The 19,639-nt window shown below is 68.4% G+C and carries 20 protein-coding genes; 11 read left to right on the top strand and 9 right to left on the bottom strand.

What is annotated here, in order from left to right:
• The first annotated feature begins 63 nt into the window (after positions 1 to 63).
• Positions 64 to 843, top strand: a complete 780-nt coding sequence (locus NL241_RS30405) for a crotonase/enoyl-CoA hydratase family protein (protein ID WP_494398416.1) — start codon at positions 64 to 66, stop codon at positions 841 to 843.
• 49 nt (positions 844 to 892) lie between these two features.
• On the top strand, positions 893 to 1,726 hold the full coding sequence (locus NL241_RS30400) for an arylamine N-acetyltransferase family protein (RefSeq protein ID WP_494395907.1): 834 nt from the start codon (positions 893 to 895) through the stop codon (positions 1,724 to 1,726).
• Position 1,727: 1 nt separating this feature from the next.
• Here NL241_RS30400 and NL241_RS30395 read toward each other — a convergent pair whose 3' ends face one another.
• Genes NL241_RS30395 through NL241_RS30385 form a run of 3 tightly spaced genes read right to left on the bottom strand, consistent with a single transcriptional unit; the run spans position 1,728 to position 4,757 of the window.
• Positions 1,728 to 2,807 (bottom strand): acyl-CoA dehydrogenase family protein, encoded by a 1,080-nt coding sequence (locus NL241_RS30395; RefSeq protein ID WP_487693079.1) that lies wholly within the window; start codon positions 2,805 to 2,807, stop codon positions 1,728 to 1,730.
• A complete protein-coding gene (locus NL241_RS30390) occupies positions 2,804 to 3,943 on the bottom strand; it encodes an acyl-CoA dehydrogenase family protein (RefSeq protein ID WP_494395906.1) in 1,140 nt (379 codons plus the stop codon). Before NL241_RS30390 ends, NL241_RS30395 begins: the two co-directional genes overlap by 4 nt.
• Positions 3,944 to 3,953: 10 nt before the next feature.
• Positions 3,954 to 4,757 carry a PaaI family thioesterase gene (locus NL241_RS30385; protein WP_487693077.1) on the bottom strand — a complete coding sequence of 268 codons (804 nt, stop codon included), beginning with the start codon at positions 4,755 to 4,757 and terminating at the stop codon, positions 3,954 to 3,956.
• Positions 4,758 to 4,833: 76 nt separating this feature from the next.
• Here NL241_RS30385 and NL241_RS30380 point away from each other — a divergent pair, with 76 nt between their 5' ends.
• From NL241_RS30380 to NL241_RS30365, 4 genes are read left to right on the top strand one after another with little or no spacing between them, the layout of a single operon-like run.
• On the top strand, positions 4,834 to 5,757 hold the full coding sequence (locus tag NL241_RS30380) for a helix-turn-helix domain-containing protein (RefSeq protein ID WP_487693076.1): 924 nt from the start codon (positions 4,834 to 4,836) through the stop codon (positions 5,755 to 5,757).
• Entirely contained in the window at positions 5,754 to 6,284 is a 531-nt protein-coding gene (locus NL241_RS30375) for a dihydrofolate reductase family protein (RefSeq protein WP_487693075.1), read from the top strand. The genes NL241_RS30380 and NL241_RS30375 overlap by 4 nt, the downstream gene beginning before the upstream one ends.
• A gap of 51 nt (positions 6,285 to 6,335) precedes the next feature.
• A complete protein-coding gene (locus tag NL241_RS30370) occupies positions 6,336 to 7,805 on the top strand; it encodes a class I adenylate-forming enzyme family protein (RefSeq protein WP_494395905.1) in 1,470 nt (489 codons plus the stop codon).
• Between the two features lie 7 nt (positions 7,806 to 7,812).
• Positions 7,813 to 8,115 (top strand): hypothetical protein, encoded by a 303-nt coding sequence (locus NL241_RS30365; RefSeq protein WP_487693073.1) that lies wholly within the window; start codon positions 7,813 to 7,815, stop codon positions 8,113 to 8,115.
• Positions 8,116 to 8,129: 14 nt separating this feature from the next.
• Here NL241_RS30365 and NL241_RS30360 read toward each other — a convergent pair whose 3' ends face one another.
• Entirely contained in the window at positions 8,130 to 8,396 is a 267-nt protein-coding gene (locus tag NL241_RS30360; protein WP_494395904.1) for a hypothetical protein, read from the bottom strand.
• Between the two features lie 27 nt (positions 8,397 to 8,423).
• The gene (locus NL241_RS30355; RefSeq protein ID WP_494395903.1) at positions 8,424 to 9,608 is read right to left on the bottom strand and encodes a thiolase family protein; all 1,185 of its coding nucleotides are present in this window, start codon (positions 9,606 to 9,608) and stop codon (positions 8,424 to 8,426) included.
• Positions 9,609 to 9,744: 136 nt separating this feature from the next.
• Between NL241_RS30355 and NL241_RS30350 the strand changes: the two genes are divergently transcribed.
• A complete protein-coding gene (locus NL241_RS30350) occupies positions 9,745 to 10,140 on the top strand; it encodes a YybH family protein (RefSeq protein ID WP_494395902.1) in 396 nt (131 codons plus the stop codon).
• Positions 10,141 to 10,358: 218 nt separating this feature from the next.
• Positions 10,359 to 10,682 (top strand): hypothetical protein, encoded by a 324-nt coding sequence (locus NL241_RS30345; RefSeq protein WP_487687642.1) that lies wholly within the window; start codon positions 10,359 to 10,361, stop codon positions 10,680 to 10,682.
• Positions 10,683 to 10,944: 262 nt separating this feature from the next.
• On the opposite strand, the gene NL241_RS30340 is transcribed toward NL241_RS30345, so the two are convergent.
• Entirely contained in the window at positions 10,945 to 12,441 is a 1,497-nt protein-coding gene (locus NL241_RS30340) for an aldehyde dehydrogenase (protein WP_494395901.1), read from the bottom strand.
• A 54-nt stretch (positions 12,442 to 12,495) separates the two neighbouring features.
• On the bottom strand, positions 12,496 to 13,260 hold the full coding sequence (locus tag NL241_RS30335; protein ID WP_494395900.1) for a class I SAM-dependent methyltransferase: 765 nt from the start codon (positions 13,258 to 13,260) through the stop codon (positions 12,496 to 12,498).
• Positions 13,261 to 13,293: 33 nt separating this feature from the next.
• Here NL241_RS30335 and NL241_RS30330 point away from each other — a divergent pair, with 33 nt between their 5' ends.
• Complete coding sequence (locus NL241_RS30330; protein WP_487693067.1) at positions 13,294 to 14,466, top strand: glycosyltransferase family 4 protein; 1,173 nt, start codon at positions 13,294 to 13,296, stop codon at positions 14,464 to 14,466.
• Here NL241_RS30330 and NL241_RS30325 read toward each other — a convergent pair.
• Together NL241_RS30325 and pgfA are read right to left on the bottom strand one after the other, a co-directional pair.
• Positions 14,450 to 16,129: an MmpA family trehalose lipid delivery protein gene (locus NL241_RS30325; protein ID WP_494395899.1), complete on the bottom strand. Its 1,680-nt coding sequence runs from the start codon at positions 16,127 to 16,129 to the stop codon at positions 14,450 to 14,452. The two genes, NL241_RS30330 and NL241_RS30325, sit on opposite strands and share 17 nt — an antisense overlap.
• A 7-nt stretch (positions 16,130 to 16,136) precedes the next feature.
• Entirely contained in the window at positions 16,137 to 17,363 is a 1,227-nt protein-coding gene (gene pgfA / locus NL241_RS30320) for a cell envelope lipid trafficking protein PgfA (RefSeq protein ID WP_487693065.1), read from the bottom strand.
• 113 nt (positions 17,364 to 17,476) lie between these two features.
• Here pgfA and NL241_RS30315 point away from each other — a divergent pair, with 113 nt between their 5' ends.
• Positions 17,477 to 18,652: an acyltransferase family protein gene (locus tag NL241_RS30315; RefSeq protein WP_494395898.1), complete on the top strand. Its 1,176-nt coding sequence runs from the start codon at positions 17,477 to 17,479 to the stop codon at positions 18,650 to 18,652.
• Complete coding sequence (locus NL241_RS30310; RefSeq protein WP_487693063.1) at positions 18,649 to 19,599, top strand: D-2-hydroxyacid dehydrogenase family protein; 951 nt, start codon at positions 18,649 to 18,651, stop codon at positions 19,597 to 19,599. Before NL241_RS30315 ends, NL241_RS30310 begins: the two co-directional genes overlap by 4 nt.
• Positions 19,600 to 19,639: the final 40 nt, after the last annotated feature.

The raw sequence follows: 19,639 nt of genomic DNA, 5'->3' as shown, positions 1-19,639 counted from the left end.
CACAGGTGAGCTCACCCTCGCTCCCTCACCCTCGCTCCCGTTGTGCTTACCGTGGCGTTTACCATCAGCGGCGTGAGCGAAGCAACAGAGGAAGTACTCGTCGAGCAGCGCGATCGCATCCTGCTCATCACCATCAACCGCCCTCAGGCCCGCAACGCCGTCAACGCGGCCGTCAGCCAGGGGCTCGCCGACGCGATGGACCGCCTCGACGGTGATCCGGGTCTGTCGGTGGGCGTTCTGACCGGCGCGGGCGGATCGTTCTGCGCGGGGATGGACCTCAAAGCGTTCGCCCGAGGGGAACGCGTCGACATCGAAGGCCGTGGACTCGGCTTCACCCAGAGTCCGCCGGCGAAGCCGCTCATCGCCGCGGTCGAGGGGTTCGCCCTGGCCGGGGGCACCGAAGTGGCGCTGTCCACCGATCTCATCGTGGCGGCCCGGGACTCGGCTTTCGGGATACCGGAGGTCAAGCGGGGGCTGGTGGCCGGCGGCGGCGGTCTGCTGCGGCTGCCCAAACGCATTCCGTACGCCGTGGCCATGGAGCTGGCGTTGACCGGCGACAACCTTCCCGCCGAGCGGGCTCACGAGCTGGGACTGGTCAACGTCCTGGCCGAACCGGGTCAGGCGCTGGACGCCGCGCTGGCTCTCGCCGCGAAGATCACCGCCAACGGGCCCCTCGCGGTGGCCGCCACCAAAAAGATCATCGTCGAATCCGCCGGATGGTCGGCCGAGGAGCAGTGGAACAAGCAGTTCGAGATCCTCATACCGGTGTTCGCCTCCAAGGACGCCAAAGAGGGTGCCGTGGCCTTCGCCGAGAAGCGCGCGCCGCAGTGGACCGGTACCTGAGCGAAAATCGCTTGACCTCAACTTCGGTTGAGCCACCATCATGGTGGGCATGAGCCACCCCTGTTCGACGGCGTACTTCAGCCGCCTCGGATACGACGGACCCGGGGCCCCCACGCTCGACACGCTCGAATCTCTGGTGGCCGCGCACCTGCGCACCATCGCCTTCGAGAACCTCACACCGCTGATGGGCGCACCGGTCTTCGACCTGAGCGCCGGGGCGTTGTTCGACAAGATGGTGCACCACGCGCGGGGCGGCTACTGCTACGAGCAGAACGGGCTGTTGCGCTACATGCTGACCGATCTCGGTTTCGAGGCCGACGCCCTCAGCGCACGGGTGGTGTGGATGAACCCGGACGGTCTGCAGAGCCCGCCGCCCGCGCAGACCCATCAACTCCTGGCCGTGCGCATTCCCGGCGACGACGGCCGCTATCTGGTGGACGTCGGCTTCGGCGGTCAGACCATGACCTCACCCATCCGGTTCGTCACCGATGAGACGCAACGGACCCGCCACGAGCCGTACCGGTTGCGGCAGGCCGGTCAGCAGTACGTACTGGAGACCCAGATCAAGGACGACTGGCGGCCGCTGTACGTCTTCGCCGACGAAGCCAGGCCGCAGATCGATCTCCAGGTCGGAAGTTGGTATGTCTCAACACATCCCGAGTCCAAGTTCGTCACGTCGCTGATGGCCTCGGTGGTCACCGACGAGGCCCGCTGGAACCTCAACGGTCGTCACCTCGCGGTGCATCACCGCGACGGTCGCAGTGAACGACGTGAGCTCGCCAACGCCAGCGGTGTGCTCGACGTGCTGATGAACCGGTTCGGCATCGACGTGGGCGGCCTCGGCGATGTCCACAAACGCATCACCGAGGTCCTCGACGCCTGACTCAGGTCCAGGCCCGCAGGTCGCTTCCAGTCAGCACGTCCCACAGTGCTGCGTCGCTGTCGGTCGGGGTCAACGCGGCGCGTCCCAACCGGCGGGCACAGGACTGCGTGCTGCCGTACTCGCCGACCCAGCTGTAGGCCCGGTTGGTGACCGTCCACAGCTGATGCTCGATGGTCACCCCAATGGCGCCGTGCAGCTGATGGGCCACCGTGTTGACCGCGGGGACCGTACGGCCCAGCACCACCTTCGCCAACGTGACGGCGTAATCGGTTGCGGCATGGTCGAATCCGTTTTCGGTCGCGGCGGTGACCGCGAGCTCGACGGAGGCGCGGGCCCGTTCCACCTCGCCGGCCATTCCGGCCAGGGCGTGCTGCACCGACTGGAATTTGCTCAACGTCCTGCCGAACTGGACGCGGTCGCGGGTGTAGGCCACCGACAGTTCCGCCGCGGCGTCCAGCGCACCGATGATCTGCACGCAGCGCGCCCAGGCGCCCCGGCGGGTGAGCTCGGTGACCACCACTGGGTCGAGTTCCACCGCTGACGCCGCCGGGACGTCGAATGCCGCCCGGTCCCTCGGTTCGCCGCCCAGATTGTGCCCGTCGGTGACATCGAGATCCCCGGGTTCGACCACGACCGCCTGCCACCGTCCGCCCACCGACAGCACCAGCACCACCCGCTGCGCCGCGCGCGTCCACGGCACGTCGTAGGCGGTGCCGACCAGCCGGTCACCGTCGTGATCGGCGTCGGCGACCGCTACTGTCAACGCCCCTGAGTCGGGTACCTCCAGGCCGGCCGACGACGCCAACCATGCGGCCAACAGGTCGGTTTCGGCGACCGGGGCCGCCACTGCGTGCCGGGCCAGCCCGCGCAGCAGGACGGCGGCCTCGGCCGGTCCCGCGTCCTCACCGGTGGTGAGCCGGCTCAGCCCGGTCTCCTCCAGGTGCGCCCAAGTGGTCTCGTCGAACGGCTCGGGCAACCGGTGTGGGGCTGCGCGGCCGCCGATTTCGTCGACCAGGGTGCGCAGGTCGGCGAGATCGTCGTCGACGGCCGTGGCGAAAACGCCGCCAGAGAGTGCACTCACCGCAACCCCATTCCCCGCGCGACCACCCCGCGCAGTACCTCGTTGGTGCCACCCCGCAACGTGAACATGGGTGCGTGCAGCCGGGAAGCACGAAGTAGCGCAACCAGATCGGCGTACCTGTCGTCGCTGTGGTGCACGAAGTCGAACAGATCGGTCGCGAGCTCCACCGACTCCTGCTCGAACCGGGTGCCCAGATCCTTGACCAGGGCGGCCTGGTTCGCGGCGGGTTCACCGGCGGCCAGGGCGTGTGCCACCGACACCGAGAGCTGTCGCAGTGACACCAGCCGCGCGATCAGGTGACCGATCGAGGCGGCGGTGCCGTCGTCGATGTCGGCCCGGCCGGCCAGCGCGCGCAGCAACGGCAGCAGCAGCGGCGCCGTCGACAGGATCCGTTCGGGCCCACTGCGTTCGAAGGACAGCTCGGCGGTCACCTGATGCCAGCCGTCGCCCACCTCGCCCAACAGCGCGTCATCAGCAACAAAGGCATCGGTGAACACGATCTCGTTGAAGTGGTGTTCGCCATCGGAGGTCACGATCGGATCGATGGTCAGGCCGTCTGTCCCGGTGGGCACCAGGAACTGGCTGAATCCGGCATGCCGGTGTTCGGGATCGGCCGGACTGGTGCGGGCCAGCACCACGATCTGATGGGCCAGGTGCGCACTGCTGGTCCACACCTTGCGCCCGTTGAGCACCCAGCCGCCGTCGGCGCGCGTCGCCTTGGTGGTGGCCGCCGCCAGGTCGGAGCCGGCCTGCGGTTCGCTCATCCCGATGCCGGAATAGAACTCACCGGCGGCGATGCGCGGCAGGATGCTCCGGCGTTGCTCCTCGGTGCCGTAGGTCAGCAGGCCGGGTGCAACCTGCCGGTCGGCGAACCAGTGCGCTGCCACCGGCGCACCGGAGAGCAACAACTCCTCGGTGACGACGTAGCGGTGCAGATGTCCCAGGCCGTGGCCGCCGTACTCCGGGGGAATGGTCAACCCCAGGAAGCCGGCGGCGCCGAGGCGGGCGCTGAAGGCCGGGTCGGCGCCGCACAGCCACGCGTCCACCTCGGGTTGCCAGCCGAACTCGGCACGGTCGGCGGTAAGGAACTCGCGCACCCGCGTGCGCAGTTCGCCGAGTTCTTCGGTGTCCGTCATCGAACCCCCATCACTGGTAGGCGGTGATCCGCGCGGTCAGGGCGACCTTCCCGTCGTCGCCGATGGCTTCGGCGTCCCCGACGGCAGTGCGGCGCCCCACTCGCATCGGGGTGCCAACATAACGCGACGCCTCGCCCGCGAAGAATGGCCGCAGGAAATTGACCCGAAGTGAGGCAGTCCGCATCGGCTGGCCGGCGGCAATGGCCGCTGACGCCACCAGTTCCAGCCCGGCGGACGCTACCCCGCCGTTGATGATGCCCAGCGAGTTGTTCAGGATCGGATCCACCCGCTGCGCCAGCACCGCGTCGCCGATGACCTCCACCGACATCAGGTCGGTCAGCGGCCGGCGCGGCTCGGGGACGTTGTATTCGGCGGTGCCGGTCACTTCCTGTCCCGACGGCAGGTAGAACGAGCGGACGGTGCCGCCGCCGATGACGACCTCGCCGACGGTGAACGTGCACACCGACAGCGCGGTGGCACCCTTGGGGCCCAGCGGCGCGCTGCTGGCCACCACCGGTTCGGCGTGCCCGGCCAGCAGTACGTCGGTGCCGTCGGGGCTGATCTCCACGGCCAGCTCGCTGGTGACGGTCCACTCGGCCGGGGTGCGCCTGAAGTGGTTGCTGTTGCCGCCCGCCGCGTCGAGCAGGATCGCCAGCGGGCCGATGGTGGGCGCTCCGGTGAACGGGTTGACCAGATCCGCCACCGGCATGGACATCACCGAAATGCCGTGTTCGACATCGGCTTTGACATCGCTGATGGAGAAGCGCCGCAGAATCGTGTCCGGTGTCTCGATATCGGCGCCCACGTCGTCCATCCGTGGAGACTAGCCAACGCCGAGACAGCAGGAAACGTCATGTCCACGACGCGGTGCGGTGACGATACTCGTAGGCGTGACAGCAGAACAGGTGCCCCGGGGCAGGGACCGGCTCCGTGAACTCCTCGACGCCATCGTCGAGGGCGCCAACACCAGCGTCGAGGGCATGGCACGCAGCACCTTCGTCTCGGAGTTCCACTTCTCCCGCGAGGTGCGCAGGTTGACGGGGGAGTCCCCGGCGGCACTGCGGCGGCGCATCATGCTCGAACGGGCGGCGTGGCGCCTGCAGCGCGGCGAAGGGGTGGCCGCGGTGGCCGAGGATGAAGGCTGGTCCTCGACCGAGGTGTTCTCCCGGGCGTTCCGGCGGGGTTTCGGCACGCCACCGTCGCGGGTGGGGGCCGAGTTCCGGTTGCCGGCGCCCAACGGCTTGCACTTCCACCCGCCGCAGTCGTTGTGGCTGGAGTCCAGCGCAGACGCAGTACCGGACGTGAGCGGGCTGATGATGTCTCACGACATCGCTGACACCGGGTATCTGATCGGTCGGGCCGCAGCCCTGTCGAAAGAGCAATGGCTGCAGGAGGTTTCACCGGGTCAGACCGTGCTGGAATGGGACGGCCCCGAGCCGAGTGTCGGGGCGGTGCTCGGTGCGCTGGTGTGGTCCAAGGAAGTGTGGCTGGCCAGCATCGAGGGGCGGGACTTTCCGTCACGGCAGAAAACCGACCCCGCGCTGGCGGGCCCTCGTGAGCTGGCCGCTCACCACGATGACATCGGTGCGCACTGGTCGGCGACCATCACCCGGCTGGCGGCCGACGGGCGCATGGGCGACACCGTGATCGACGCACTGTGTGATCCGCCGGAGTCGTTCCAGCTGTTCGGCATCGTCGCCCACGTACTGACCTACTCCGCACACCGGCGGCACCTCGCCCGGGCCATGCTCGCGCAGCTCGGCGTCGAGACCCACCGCGGTGATCCCCTGGAATGGATGAGAGGACCCCGATGAGCACCATCTACTACACAGCATCCAGTCTCGACGGCTACATCGTCGACAGCGAAGGCAGCCTGGACTGGCTGCTCACCAGGAACATCGACCAGAACGGTCCGTTCGGGATCGACGAGTTCATGGCGTCCATCGGGTCGCTGGTCATGGGGTCGGCCACCTATGAGTGGCTGCGCAAGAACGAGCCCGGTGAGTGGATGTACGAGCAACCCTCGTGGGTGCTGACCCATCGCCCGGAGATCATCGCTGACGGGCACCCGGTCCAGGCGTTTGCGGGCAGTGTGGCGCAGCTGCACCCCAGGCTGGTCGAGGCCGCCGCCGGGAAGGACGTGTGGGTGATGGGCGGTGGTGACATCGCTGCCCAGTTCGTCGCCGACGGCCTGGTGGACCAGGTGATCGTCAGCTATGCCCCGTGCACGTTGGGGGCGGGTTCGCGGGTGCTGCCGCTGCGGTCGGAGTGGCGGTTGGTGGAGTCGGCGTGCAACGGGGATTTTGTGGTCGCCAAGTGGGAGCCTGCTGCTGTGGTTTAATCGGAGAATCATGTTCTACCGATCCGCAAGCGTCGATAGCGAGTTCCGATAATGAGCATTTCGCTGCTGCTCGAGATGGCCGCCTCGAGCGACCCGGACCGCATCGCCGTGGTCGACGGTGACACCCGCTTGACCACCCAGGAACTGTCCGATCTGGCCGACGGGGCCGCCGGGGTCATCGCCGCGTCCGGCGCCGGTCACGTCGCCTACGTCGGCGCCGGTGGGGCCATGTTGCCGCTGCTGCTGTTCGCCTCGGCGCGCGCGGGCCGGGCGTTCACCCCCATCAACTACCGACTGTCGGCCGAGGGGATCCAGGCGCTGATCAACCGTCTGCCCGCGCCCTTGGTGATCGCCGATGCGCGCTACGCCGAGATGGTCGGCTCGGCCGGCAAGACCGTCGTCGACTCGGCGGACTTCGTGTCCGCTGCGCGTGGACACGAGCCGGCTGCCGAGTTCCCGGACCCCGACGAGGTGGGGGTGGTGCTGTTCACCTCCGGTACCACTTCGCAGCCCAAGGCCGTCGAACTGTCCCACAACAACCTCACCAGCTACGTCACCGGCACCGTGGAGTTCGCCTCCGCCGACGCAGCCGACGCGGCGCTGATCTGTGTGCCGCCGTATCACATCGCAGGGGTGGGCGCCGCGCTGTCGAATCTGTACGCCGGCCGAAAGATGGTGTACCTGACCAACTTCGACGCCGCCGAGTGGGTCAGGCTGGTCGGTGACGAGGCCGTCACCACGGCGACGGTGGTGCCCACCATGCTGGACCGGATCGTGAAGGTCCTGGAAACCGGTGAGCATCAACTGCATTCGCTGCGCAACCTGGCCTATGGCGGCTCAAAGGTGGGCCTGCCTCTGGTGCGTAAGGCCCTCGAACTGTTACCGCAGGTCGGTTTCGTCAACGCCTACGGACTCACCGAGACCAGTTCCACCATCGCGGTGCTGACGCCGGAGGATCACCGTGCGGGACGGCTCGGCTCGGTGGGCCGGCCGGTGCCCGGTATCGAGGTCCAGATCCGCGACGACGCGGGAAATGTGGTGGGCCCGGGGCAGACGGGCGAGCTGTTCGTCCGCGGCGAGCAGGTGTCGGGCAAGTACACCGGAATCGGTTCGGTGCTGGACGCCGACGGGTGGTTCGCCACCAAAGATGTGGCCATGCTCGACGACGAGGGCTATCTGTTCATCGGCGGCCGTTCCGACGACACCATCATCCGCGGCGGTGAGAACATCGCCCCGGCTGAGTTGGAAGATGTGCTGATCGAACACCCGGACGTGCACGAGGTCGCGGTGGTGGGCGCCGAGGATCCCCAGTGGGGGCAGGCCATCGTCGCCGTGGTGGTTCCGGTCGACGGCGTGCAGCCGGATCCCGAGGAATTGCGCGACTACGTGCGCCAGAGTTTGCGCGGGTCACGGACCCCGGACCGCGTAGTGTTCCGCGACGAGTTGCCCACCAACGCCACCGGCAAGATCCTGCGTCGCGAGATCGTCGCAAGCCTGGAAGACGCAACCGCACAGAAGTGAGGACCAGATGACGGTGAAGAACGGCACCCGCCTGCAAAGTCAGGTCGACGACACCCAGGTGATCGTGGTGAAGTCGGCCGACAGCCTCGGCGACCTGCGCTGTGGCGGGGCACCGATGGTCACCCTCGACGCTGACAAGAGCGGCGCCGCGATCGACCCTTCGTTTGCCGAGGGCACGGTCATGGGGAAGCGTTATGTCGACGACGCAGGCGCTGAGGTCCTGGTGACGAAGGCAGGTCAAGGCAGCTTGTCGGTCGGGGACACTCCCTTGGCGCTGAAAGAGGCCAAGCCGCTGCCGGCCAGCGACTGACGTCCGTCCCGCCTTCAGTCGCGCGCGGCCTCCACCTGCTCGTGCCTGCGCCGGGCTTCGGCGATCTTGTCCAGCAGCCCCGGCTCGTCCTGGACCAGCGCATGGTATCGGGGCTCCAGACCCCTGAGCTGTTCACCTTCTGCCACCATGCGCCGGTACACCCGCTCGCGTTCGGCGAGGTCCTCGGTGTAGCCCAGGTCGAGGTGTTCCTGCACATGACGGCGCAGGTTGGCGATGGTGGTCTTCGCCTTGCCCTTCTTGCTGACCAGCGAGGCTGCCACCGTGACCCGCCGGCCACTGCTTGGGCGCTAACTGACCTCGATCACCATGGCGGCACCCATGCCGCCGCCGGCGCACATCGACAGAACGCCCAATCCGCCTCCGCGACGGCGTAATTCGTGAATGGCGGAGGTGACCATCCGGGCGCCGGTCGCGGCGATCGGATGTCCGAGGCTGATACCGGATCCGTAGACGTTCACGATCTCCTCGTCGAGACCGAGCTCGCGGGTGCAGGCGACGGCCTGCGCCGCGAAGGCCTCGTTGATCTCGAACAGGGCCACATCGGAGATGGTGCGCCCGGCCAGTTCCAGTGCTTTCGGAATGGCGTAGATGGGGCCGCTGCCGGTGCGCTTCGGCGGAACACCGACCTGGGCCCACGACAGGATGTTGGCCAACACGTTCTGCTGGGTGTCGGGGCCGGCCAGGGCCAGCACCGCGGCGGCGTCGTTGGTGCCCGAGGAGTTACCGGCCGTCACGGTGAAGCCGTCGATCTCCGGGTGCAGCACCTTCAAGCCGGAGAGCACGTCCAATGACGTCTCGCGGCGCGGATGTTCATCCTCGGCGAACACCATCGTCGACCCATCCTGTTGGGCCACGTGGATCGGCACGATCTCGTCGACGAACGATCCGGCGTCGACGGCTTTGACCGCCCGCTGATGGCTGCGCAACGCCCAGGCGTCCTGGTCTTCGCGGGTGATGCCGTATTCGACTGCGCAGTTGTGCGCGACGGTGATGGACATGTCGAACGGGGGAGCGTCGGGGCTGTCGATCGGATTGGACATCGGCGCCCAGCGCTCCCAGTCGCCTGCTTCTTTGCCGGTGGTGAACGGCTTGCGCTTGGTGAACTGCGGCATGGTCGACAGCGACTCCATGCCGCCGGCCAGGATTGCGCGGCTCATTCCCGACGCGATCTGTCCGGCGCCCACCGCGATGGCGGCCAGGCTGGATGCGCACTGGCGGTTGACGGCCAGGCCCGGGATGTTGTCGAAACCGAGATCCACGGCGATGTAGCGGGCGCTGTCGCCCCCACCTTGCAGGCTCTCGGCCAGGACCAGATCGTCGAAGTCACTGGGGTCCAGGCCCGACCTCTCGACGGCAGCGGCCACGATCGGTTTGGCCAGTTCGACCGCGGGGGTGTTGGCCAGCGTGCCCTTGCGGGCGGTTCCGATCGCGGTGCGGGCTGCCGCGATGATGGCGGCTTTACTGCTGCTCATGGGATCTCCGAACTCGGGCCGAGAGGACGCTTCTGGTTTACAAAGAATGATATTACCGTAACGCCTGTCGCCCCGCCTTCGTGATCGACCGTCGCCGCCGCGATGACTTGGCATAACCGCGCCGGTCTCAACCGGTATGACCGACAACCAGAGCGAGATCCGTGACCTCGTGTACCGCTGGGTCGCCGCCATCCGAACCCGCGACCTCGACGCGGTGGTCGCCGACCACACCGACGACATCGTGATGTTCGATGTGCCACCGCCCCACAACGGTATCCGCGGCATCGAGGCATACCGCCAATGCTGGCCGCCGTTCTTCGAATACGTGACCAGCGGGGCGTTCTTCGACCTGCTCGAGCTGGATGTGACGGCCGGTGACACCGTTGCCTACGCCCACGCGTTACTGCGGTGCGGGACGCCGGTCGAGCTCACCGCCAAGCCGGCGCTGCGGTTGCGGCTCTCACTGGGGCTACGTAAGCAGGACGGCCGCTGGCAGGTGGCACACGAGCACCACTCGTTTCCTGTCACTTAGCTGATTTGCACCGCGTGTGCGTCACCGGAGACGGCTGTGGGCTATGGCCAGTGCCGCGCGAAGACGCAAGTTCCTGCCACCCGGCGATCAATTTCTGCCAGTGGAATTAAACCGCTGATCTGCTGGTTTACACCATCAGAGCACCACGAACCGCGAGCCACAGACCCTCTCTGGGACCCACGATTCGAACCCCAACGAATCAAGAGAGAAGAACCATCATGACCAAGTTTGGATTTGCCACCGCCATTGCCACCGCCGCCACTGCCGCGTTCTTGGGGCTGGCCGCGCCCGCGCTGGCCGCCCCCACCGGCGCCGGCAACGCCCAGGACACCATCTCCTCGCTGCAGGACCAGGGGTACAAGGTGATCGTCAACCGGCTGTCCAACGCCCCGCTGAGCGAAGCCAGCGTCGTCTCCGTCGGTGAAGGCGCCACCTTCAGCCACACCAACCCCAACAACGGCAACGAAGGCGGGTACGGCCCCAACGCCGACAACCAGTTCGCCCCGCAGAACACCAAGACCGTCTACGTCAACGTCCGCTAGTCGCAACGACAAAAGACGCGCCCAGCTCATCGCTGGGCGCGTCTTTTTGTTTGAGACGGAACTCAGTCGAGAGAAACCGGCCGATTCCGTTGACTGAGGTGAATATCAACTGGGTCCGAACCCTCGTCCCTCGGCCGCTCGAACTCACTCCGGGTTGTTGGGTCGTGAGCTTCTTCGCGGCCTCGTCCCTCGGCCGCTCGAACTCACTCCGGGTTGTTGGGTCGTGAGCTTCTTCGCGGCCTCGTCCCTCGGCCGCTCGAACTCACTCCGGCGGCGTGTACCCGAACGGCAGCAGCACGCTCTTCGACTCCGTATATGCCGCAATGCCTTCCGGGCCGTTCTCGCGCCCGATGCCCGAATTCTTGTATCCGCCGAACGGCGCGCCCGGGTCGAACGCGTACATGTTCACCGCGTAGGTACCGGTGCGGATCTTCTTGGCGATCTCCAGCGCCCGGGCGAAGTCGGTGGTGTACACACTGCCGGCCAGTCCGTAGTCCGAATCGTTGGCGATGCGGATGGCGTCGGCTTCGGTGTCGTAGGGGATCACCGCCAGCACCGGCCCGAAGATCTCCTCCTGGGCGATGGTCATCGAGTTGTCGACGTCGGCGAACACCGTGGGCTGGACGTACCACCCGCTGTCCAGGCCCTCGGGGCGGCCGCCGCCGACCACGATCCTGGCGCCCTCCTCGACACCCTTCTTGATGTAGCCCTCGACACGGTCGCGCTGTTTCTCGCTGATCAGCGGGCCGATCATGGCGGCGGGATCATCGGGCAGGCCGGCCTGCATGCCGGCGGCCGCACCCGCCAGTTTCTCCACCACTTCGTCGTAACGCGAGCGCGGCGCCAGGATGCGGGTCTGGCCCACACACGCCTGACCGGAGTTCATCAGACCGGAGAACACCAGCATCGGCAGCGTCGAATCCAGGTCGGCATCCTCGAGGATGATCGCCGCGGACTTACCACCCAGCTCCAGCGTGCACGGCTTGAGCTTCTCGGCGGCCAGCTTGCCGATCTCCTTGCCGACCGCCGAGCTGCCGGTGAAGGTGAACTTGTCCAGCTCCGGGTTGTTGGTCAACGCACGCCCGGTCTCCACCCCACCCGGCACGATCGACAGCACGCCTTCCGGCAGGCCCGCTTCGGCGAACACCTCGGCCAGCGCGTTGACCGTCAGCGGCGTCTCGGCCGCCGGCTTGAGCACGACGGTGCACCCGGCCAGCAGCGCGGGGCCGAGCTTGTTGCAGGCCAGGAAGAACGGCACGTTCCAGGCGATGACGGCGCCCACCACGCCCACGGGTTCCTTGAGCACCAGGGTCTGGCCGTAGATGCCGTCGCGGATGTCCTGCCAGACGAATTTGTCTGCAGCGCCGGCGAAGTACTGCAGCCCGGACAGGCCGGCGCCGTACTGCATCATGTCGACGATCGTGGCGGGCTGGCCGGTTTCGAGTTTCAGCAGATGTTTGAACAGATCGGCGCGGTCCTCGATCAGCTTGACCGCACGGCCGATCACCGCGGCCCGGTCGGCCGGCGGCATGGTGGGCCACGGCCCGTCGTCGAACGCCTTCCGCGCCGCCGCGCAGGCCGCATCGACGTCGGCCTCGGCGGCCAACGGCACCTGTCCGACCTTCTCGCCGGTGGCGGGGGAGAAGACCTCGATCACCTCGGAGGTGGACGGGTCCACCCAGTGGCCCCCGATGAAGAGCTTGTCGTAGGAGGTCTTGTACGCCTCGGTTGGTGAAACAGCATCAACGCTCTGTGTCATGAGCGTCACACTACCGAGAATCGAGCCGAACGAGAACCTGTTCCAGTAACGACTTCAACGAGGGCGCAGAACCAGCACCAGGTTGCTCACCAAAAACTCCCGCACCCCGGGTGCCGAGGTCAACCACCACGCCCATCGCGGGTGGTAGCGGGGAAATGCGGCGATCAGGGCGCCGGTGCTCGCGGCCCAGTCCAGCCCGTCGGCCGCCGACACCGCAAAAAGCGACGATCCGTAGTTGTTCTTCGGCGGATGGCCGTGTTTGCGGGTGTACCGGCGGGCCGCCCGGGCGCCACCCAGATAGTGCGTCAGCCCCATTTCGTGACCGCCGAACGGCCCCAGCCACACCGTGTACGACAGGATCGCCAGCCCACCCGGCCGGGTCACCCGCAGCATCTCGGAGCCCAGCCGCCACGGGTGCGGTACGTGCTCGGCGACGTTCGACGACAGGCAGATGTCGACACTGTCGTCGGCGAAGGGCAACGCCATCCCGGAGGCCCGCACGAACACCCCCGCCCCGCGGGCATGCCCTGGTGCAGCGTGCATCTCCTGCGGGTCGGGTTCCACCCCGACATAGGACATCCCCCGCGCGGTGAACGCCTCGGAGAAGTAGCCGGGCCCGCCGCCCACGTCCACCACGGTGCGGCCGGCCGCTGACCCGCCGGTCGCGCCCTGCCACAACTCGTCGACCATGGCGGCGGTGTCCTCGGCCAATGCGCCGTAGAACCGCGCGGGATCGGACTGCTCGAAGCGGAACTGGGAGAGCAGTCGCACCGACCTCGTGAGCGTCGCCCGCCGCGCAAGCAGATCGGTGGCGGTCATCGGCGCCACGTTACGCAGTTAGGCTGGCTGACAATGACCAGCACACCGCATCACCCCGGAGTCCGCTCCGTGCTGTTGTTGTGCTGGCGCGACAGCGGCCACCCGCAGGGCGGTGGCAGCGAGGCCTACCTGCAGCGCATTGGCGCGCAACTGGCCGCCGGCGGGGTGCGGGTGACGCTGCGCACCGCGCGGTATGACGGCGCTCCGCGGCACGAGATCGTCGACGGCGTGCACATCAGCCGGGGCGGCAGCCCTTACACCCTGTACATCTGGGCCGGTCTGGCGATGGTGCTGGCCCGCTTCGGCCTGGGACCGCTGCGCGCGGCGCGGCCGGACGTGGTGATCGACACCCAGAACGGCATCCCCTTCCTGGCCCGGCTCGCCTACGGTCGCCGAGTCGTGGTGCTGGTCCATCACTGTCACCGTGAGCAGTGGCCGGTGGCCGGTCCTGTGCTGGGCCGCATCGGCTGGTTCATCGAGTCGCGGCTGTCGCCGTGGATGCACAAGCACCACCAGTACGTCACCGTGTCGCTGCCGTCGGCGCGTGACCTCACCGCCCTCGGAGTGGCGCAGGAGCGCATCGCGGTGGTCCGCAACGGACTCGACGACGCCCCCGACTCCAGTCTGCGGGCGGCCCGTTCGGCGACGCCGCGCGTTGCGGTGTTGTCCCGGCTGGTGCCGCACAAGCAGATCGAGGACGCCCTCGATGCGGTCGCGGTGCTGCGCAGGCGAATCCCGGATCTGCACCTGGACGTGGTGGGCGGCGGCTGGTGGCATCAGCCGCTGGTGGATTACGCGGCGCTGCTGGGCATCTCCGACGCGGTCACCTTCCACGGCCACGTCGATGAGGTCACCAAACACCACGTCGTGCACCGCGCCTGGGTGCACGTCCTGCCGTCCCGCAAAGAGGGCTGGGGGCTGGCCGTGGTGGAAGCCGCCCAGCACGGCGTGCCGACCATCGGTTACGCGTCGTCGGGCGGGCTGGCCGACTCGATCGTCGACGGCGTGACGGGCATTCTGGTCGACGACCGCGAAGAGCTGGTCGACAAGCTCGAGGAACTGCTCGGTGACGCCGAACTCCGGTCCGGGCTGGGGGACAAGGCGCAGGCCCGCAGCGGCGACTTCTCCTGGCCGCAGAGCGCGCGGGCCATGCGCACCGTGCTCGACGCCGTGCACAGTGGGCGACGGGTCAGCGGCGTCGTCTGAGCCAGGCGCCGGCGGCCATGCCCGCGGCGCCACCCACCAGCACCGCCAGCCATGTCCAGTGTGCGGCCAACACCGCCGCGCGCGGTCCCGCACCCGCCCCCGCCGCGTCACCTCCGACGCGGTACAACGTGATCTCGGGGTCCTGGTAGGTCACCGGCAGCTGGGCGAGTGTGGTTGCCGCTGAACCGGTTTCGCCGGCCGAGCCGGACTCCAGGACCACCCAGCCGATACCGGCGTCGGCCAATTGCGCAGCGTCGGCGCCCTCCAACAGCAGATTCTGCACGGCCCGGGCCCGCCCGCCCTCGCCCAGTACGGTGTCACCCGAGATGGTCAGATCACCCGTGGTGAGGACGTCGGCGCTCACCCATCGGGGCAGCGGATCGAGCACCGGCGCGGGACCCGACCAGCTGAACTGACGCATGGAATCGGCGGGTAGCACCGCGACGGGCCGGGGGTCGGCGTTGATCTGGCCGGCGACTGCCGCCCACCCGTCCGGGTACCGCACCGGGGCCACCTTGCCCCACACGCCCCACGCCAGGTCCGGCAGCACCGCGATGACCGCCACGCAGCACGCCGTCGCCGCCACCGCCGGCTTCACCGACGGGCGCCGGCTCGTGAGGGTCAGCACCGCCCCCGCGGCCGCCACCGCGTAGCCCGGCATCGCCAGCGCCACCCACTTCTGCGCATCACGCAGCACCCCGAGGCCGGGCAGCAGCTCCACCACCGCCTGGGTGGCGGCCAAACCCGGGCCGGTGGCCATCAACGCGGGCACCACCACCGCCACCGCGGCCAGCACCATCAGTGGCACCGCCGCACGCGCGCGGGCGGCGACCGGCACTCCGAGAGCCACCACCCCCAGCAGCGCAGCGGTGCCCACGACCGCGAACAGCGTCGACCGGGAGCCCGGTACGGCCTCGGCGTTCCAGATGCCGGCCAGCCCGGCCAGACTGCCGACGGTGCCCAGCCCCGGTTCGGCGCGCGCCGCGAACGCCGCCACCCCCGGCACACCCACGGCCTGGTACGTCGCCAGCGACGAAGCGGCTGCAGCGGCCACCAACCACGGCAGGGCCGCCAGCGCGGACAGCCCGGTCGCCACCCCGCCGACCAGCCATCGTGACCGCGGGCCCGGGGCCGTCACACACACCAGCGCCACCGCCGCGGCCAGCAACAGTCCCGTCGGCGTCAGCCCGGCCAGGGCCAGCCAGAAGGCCAGCCGCGCATAGCCGCTGTCCCCGGCCCGCAGCCGCAGCACGGTGTGCGCCACCCAGGGCAGACACCCGTAGCCCACCAGCAGACTCCAGTGGCCCTGCAACAGCCGCTCGGCCACATAGGGATTCCACACCGCCACCGTCGCCGCCACGAACTGTCCGGCTGTGCCCGCGAGCGGTAGCACCGCTGACGCCAGGGCCGCGGCACCCCAGCCGGCCGCCCACAGCCCGCCCACCAGCAGGACTTTCACCACGAGTCCACCGTCGATCAGGTGCGAGGCCAGGGCCAGCGCGAAATCCTGGGGGAGGGCCCGCGGCGCCGCTTCGGTCAGGCCGAGCGCGGCGTCGGACAGATAGGACCGCGGGGTGGACACCGCATCGCGCAGCAGCAGGTAGCCCGGCGCCAGCAGCGGCGCGGTGATCAGCAGGCTCAGCGCCAGGGCGTACCCCGGCACGACCCGATTACCGACGGTCGGGCGGACCCGGGTCGGGGTGCAGGTCCGGTCGTTGCGCCGGCAGCTTCTCGGTCTCGGCTTCGGCGGCGGGCATCGGGCCGGTGTCCTCGCCCCGCCGGCCACCCAGTCCGGCGAAGAAGCCGCCTTCAGGGGCCTCACCGCCCGAATCGAGCAGTGCGGCTTCGGCACGCAGGCTGAACGAACCCAGCAGCGCCCCGCCCACCAGGGCGATCAACCCGGCGGCGGTGAAGGTGATGGGCAGCACGCGTGACCACAGGCCGATCCGGTCACGCTCGTCGCGGGCCGCGGCGACCTGCGATTCGACGCTCTCCTCGGTGGAGGTCACGGTGTACTCGGCGTACGTCACCTCGGGCCGCAGTTCGTCGCGTGAGTAGTAGTGGTTGGCGTGTTCGTCGGACTTGACGATCACACCGGACACCGGGTCCACCCAGAAGGTGCGCTGAGCGGCGTAGTAGCGGGTCATGGTGATCGGCTCTTCGGGGTCGCCCTCGAGTCCCCACTGGATCGCGCGGGCGGTCACCACACCGTCTTCCTCGTTGTCGTACAGCGAGGCGTACTTCACGGGTTCCACCAGCTGACCGTCCGCGTCGTAGCCGACGTTCTGGGTGAAGCGGTAGGTGGTCAGGCCGTTGACGTCTTCTTCACCTTCGTAGTTCGCATCGAAGGCGCGCTGGGCGATCGGGTCGAAGAAGGGGTAGGTCTTCTTCTCCGTGTTGAACGGGAAGCGGTAGGACAGGCCGTCGTGTGGCAGCGCAATGTTGGTGGGCGGCTTGGTGTCCTCGATGGACCGCGGCTTCTGCACCGATCCGCCCGGGTGGGTGTCATCGGAAACGGCCATCGCGGTCTCGCGGTTCACCGTCACGGTGTCGACCATCGCCAGCAGCAGGCCGTTGTCCTGTTGCTGATCCGTCCGGCGCACGGTGGTGCCCACCTGGAACGTCACCACGTCGGCGTTCGACGGCGACTCCACGGTGACCTGCTGCTGGGACACCAGCGGTACATCGCGGTCGATGACGAATCGCTCGCCGGCCAGGGACGCCGGGTCCAGCGCGGTGCCGGTGCCGTCGCTTGTCAGCGAGGTGTCGATGTCCAGCGGGATCCGCTCGATCTTGCCCGCGGTGTAGGTGGTCAACAGCAGCGCGGCGATCAGCAGCGCGGCGCCGAGGCCCAAGATGCCGCATGCGGCGATACGCAACATGACTGCTCGGTTCACGTTGTGCGTACCTTCCTTCCAATACACCGCAGGTGGGGCAAACCCCGTTGACCCTAACAGCAGACTCTAAGGCGGTGACTTACCCGAGTTCGCGGCCCGGCACACTGGAAACGATGACCGACCAACCTGTGACAGGGACGCGCAGCTTTCTTCCTGCCGTCGAGGGGATGCGGGCGTGCGCGGCGATCGGCGTCGTGATCACCCACGTCGCCTTCCAGACCGGACACTCCTCCGGTGTCGACGGCCGCCTGCTCGGACGGTTCGACCTCGCGGTGGCGGTGTTCTTCGCGTTGTCCGGGTTCCTGCTGTGGCGCGGGCATGCCGCGGCGGTCCGTGGCCTGCGGCACACCCCGCCGACGGGGCACTACCTGCGCTCGCGCATCGTGCGCATCATGCCCGGATACCTGGTGGCGGTGATGGTCATCCTGCTGCTGATGCCCGACGCCACGGGTGCCAGTTGGACGGTGTGGTGGGCCAATCTGACGCTCACCCAGATCTACGTGCCGCTGACGCTGACGGCCGGGTTGACGCAGATGTGGAGCCTCTCGGTGGAAGTCAGTTTCTATCTGGCGCTGCCGCTGCTGGCCGTCTTCGCGCGGCGGCTTCCGGTGCGGGCGCGCATCCCGGTGATCGCCTTCGTGGCGGTGGCGAGTTGGGGCTGGGCGTGGGCGGTTGCGGCGTCGGACCTGGCGCCTGACGGGCTCAATCCGCTGAACTGGCCGCCGGCATTCACCTCGTGGTTCGCCGCAGGAATGCTGATCGCCGAGCTCACGGTCAGTCGCGTCGGGTTCTGGCACCGGCTGGCACGTCAGCGGATCCTGATGGCCGTCATCGCGGTGGCGGCGTTCCTGGTGGCCGCCTCCCCGGTGGCCGGACCGGAGGGACTGGTGCCGGGCACTTCCTCACAGTTCGCGGTCAAGACCGCGATGGGAGCAGTGCTGGCCGCCGCGCTGCTGGCGCCGCTGGTGCTCGACACACCCGATACGCAGCACCGCATTCTCGGTAGCCGGGTGATGGTGACGCTGGGGCGCTGGTCCTACGGGCTGTTCGTGTGGCACCTCGCGGCGCTGGCCATGGTGTTCCCGGTGATCGGCGAGTTCGCCTTCAACGGGCACATGCCGACGGTGCTGGTGTTGACGCTGATCTTCGGATTTGCACTGGCCGCGGTCAGTTACGCGCTGGTGGAGCAGCCGTGCCGGCAGGCGTTGCGGCGCTGGGAGTACCGCATGAAACCGCCGCCGCTGGACAGCTCGGTCACCGACGACGCCGAGCCCGTGGTGGCGCGATGAAACCGGTACTGGCGATCCTCAACGACTACCAGGGGGTGGCGCTGGCCAGCGCCGACTTCGATTCGCTGCGTGAGGGTTTCGACATCCGGGTGTTCACCCGGGCGTTCGCCGACGAGCGGGAGACCATCTCAGAGCTGGCCGACGCCCAGGTGGTGGTGGCCATGCGCGAGCGGACGGCGTTGAGCCGCACCGTCCTGGAGGCGTTGCCGAACTTGCGGTTCATCGTCACCACAGGCACCCGCAACGCCGCCATCGATCTGGCCGCGGCCGCCGAACGCGGGATACCCGTCAGCGGCACGGGTATGTCGAAACATGCCGCCGGTGAACACACCTGGGCCCTGTTGATGGCAGCGGCGCGGCACATCCCCACCGAGGTCGACAACCTGCGCGGTGGTGGCTGGCAGAGCACGGTCGGCACCGAGCTGTACGGCCGCACGCTCGGCATCGTCGGCCTCGGTCATATCGGAAGTCAGGTGGCCCGTTACGCGCAGGCGTTCGGGATGACCGTCCACGCCTGGAGTGCCAACCTCGATCCCGACCGTGCCAGGGCGCTGGGCGTGACGCCGGTGGCCAAAGACCAGCTGTTCGCCGAATCGGACATCGTCACAGTGCATCTGGTGCTCAGTGCGCGCACCCGCGGGGTTGTCGGCGCTCACGAACTGGCCCTGCTGGGGCGCAACGGGTTGCTGGTGAACACCTCGCGAGGGCCGCTGGTCGACGAGGCCGCGCTGGTGGCCGCGCTCACGTCCGGCGCGTTGGGCGCCGCGGCGCTCGATGTCTTCGACACTGAGCCGCTGCCCGCGGACCACCCGCTGCGCAGCTTGCCGAATGTTGTTGCCACACCGCATATCGGCTTCGTCACCGACAGCGCGTACGGCGTGGCTTACCCGCAGGCGGTGGAGAACATCCACGCGTGGTTGCGCGGTGAGCCGGTCCGCCTCCTCTAGTCACCTCCGCTGACCGCGCGTGTTTGCACACATCTGCGCG

This window comes from Mycolicibacterium sp. SMGY-1XX (assembly GCF_059132455.1).
This window is presented reverse-complemented; position numbering and strand designations above follow the sequence as displayed.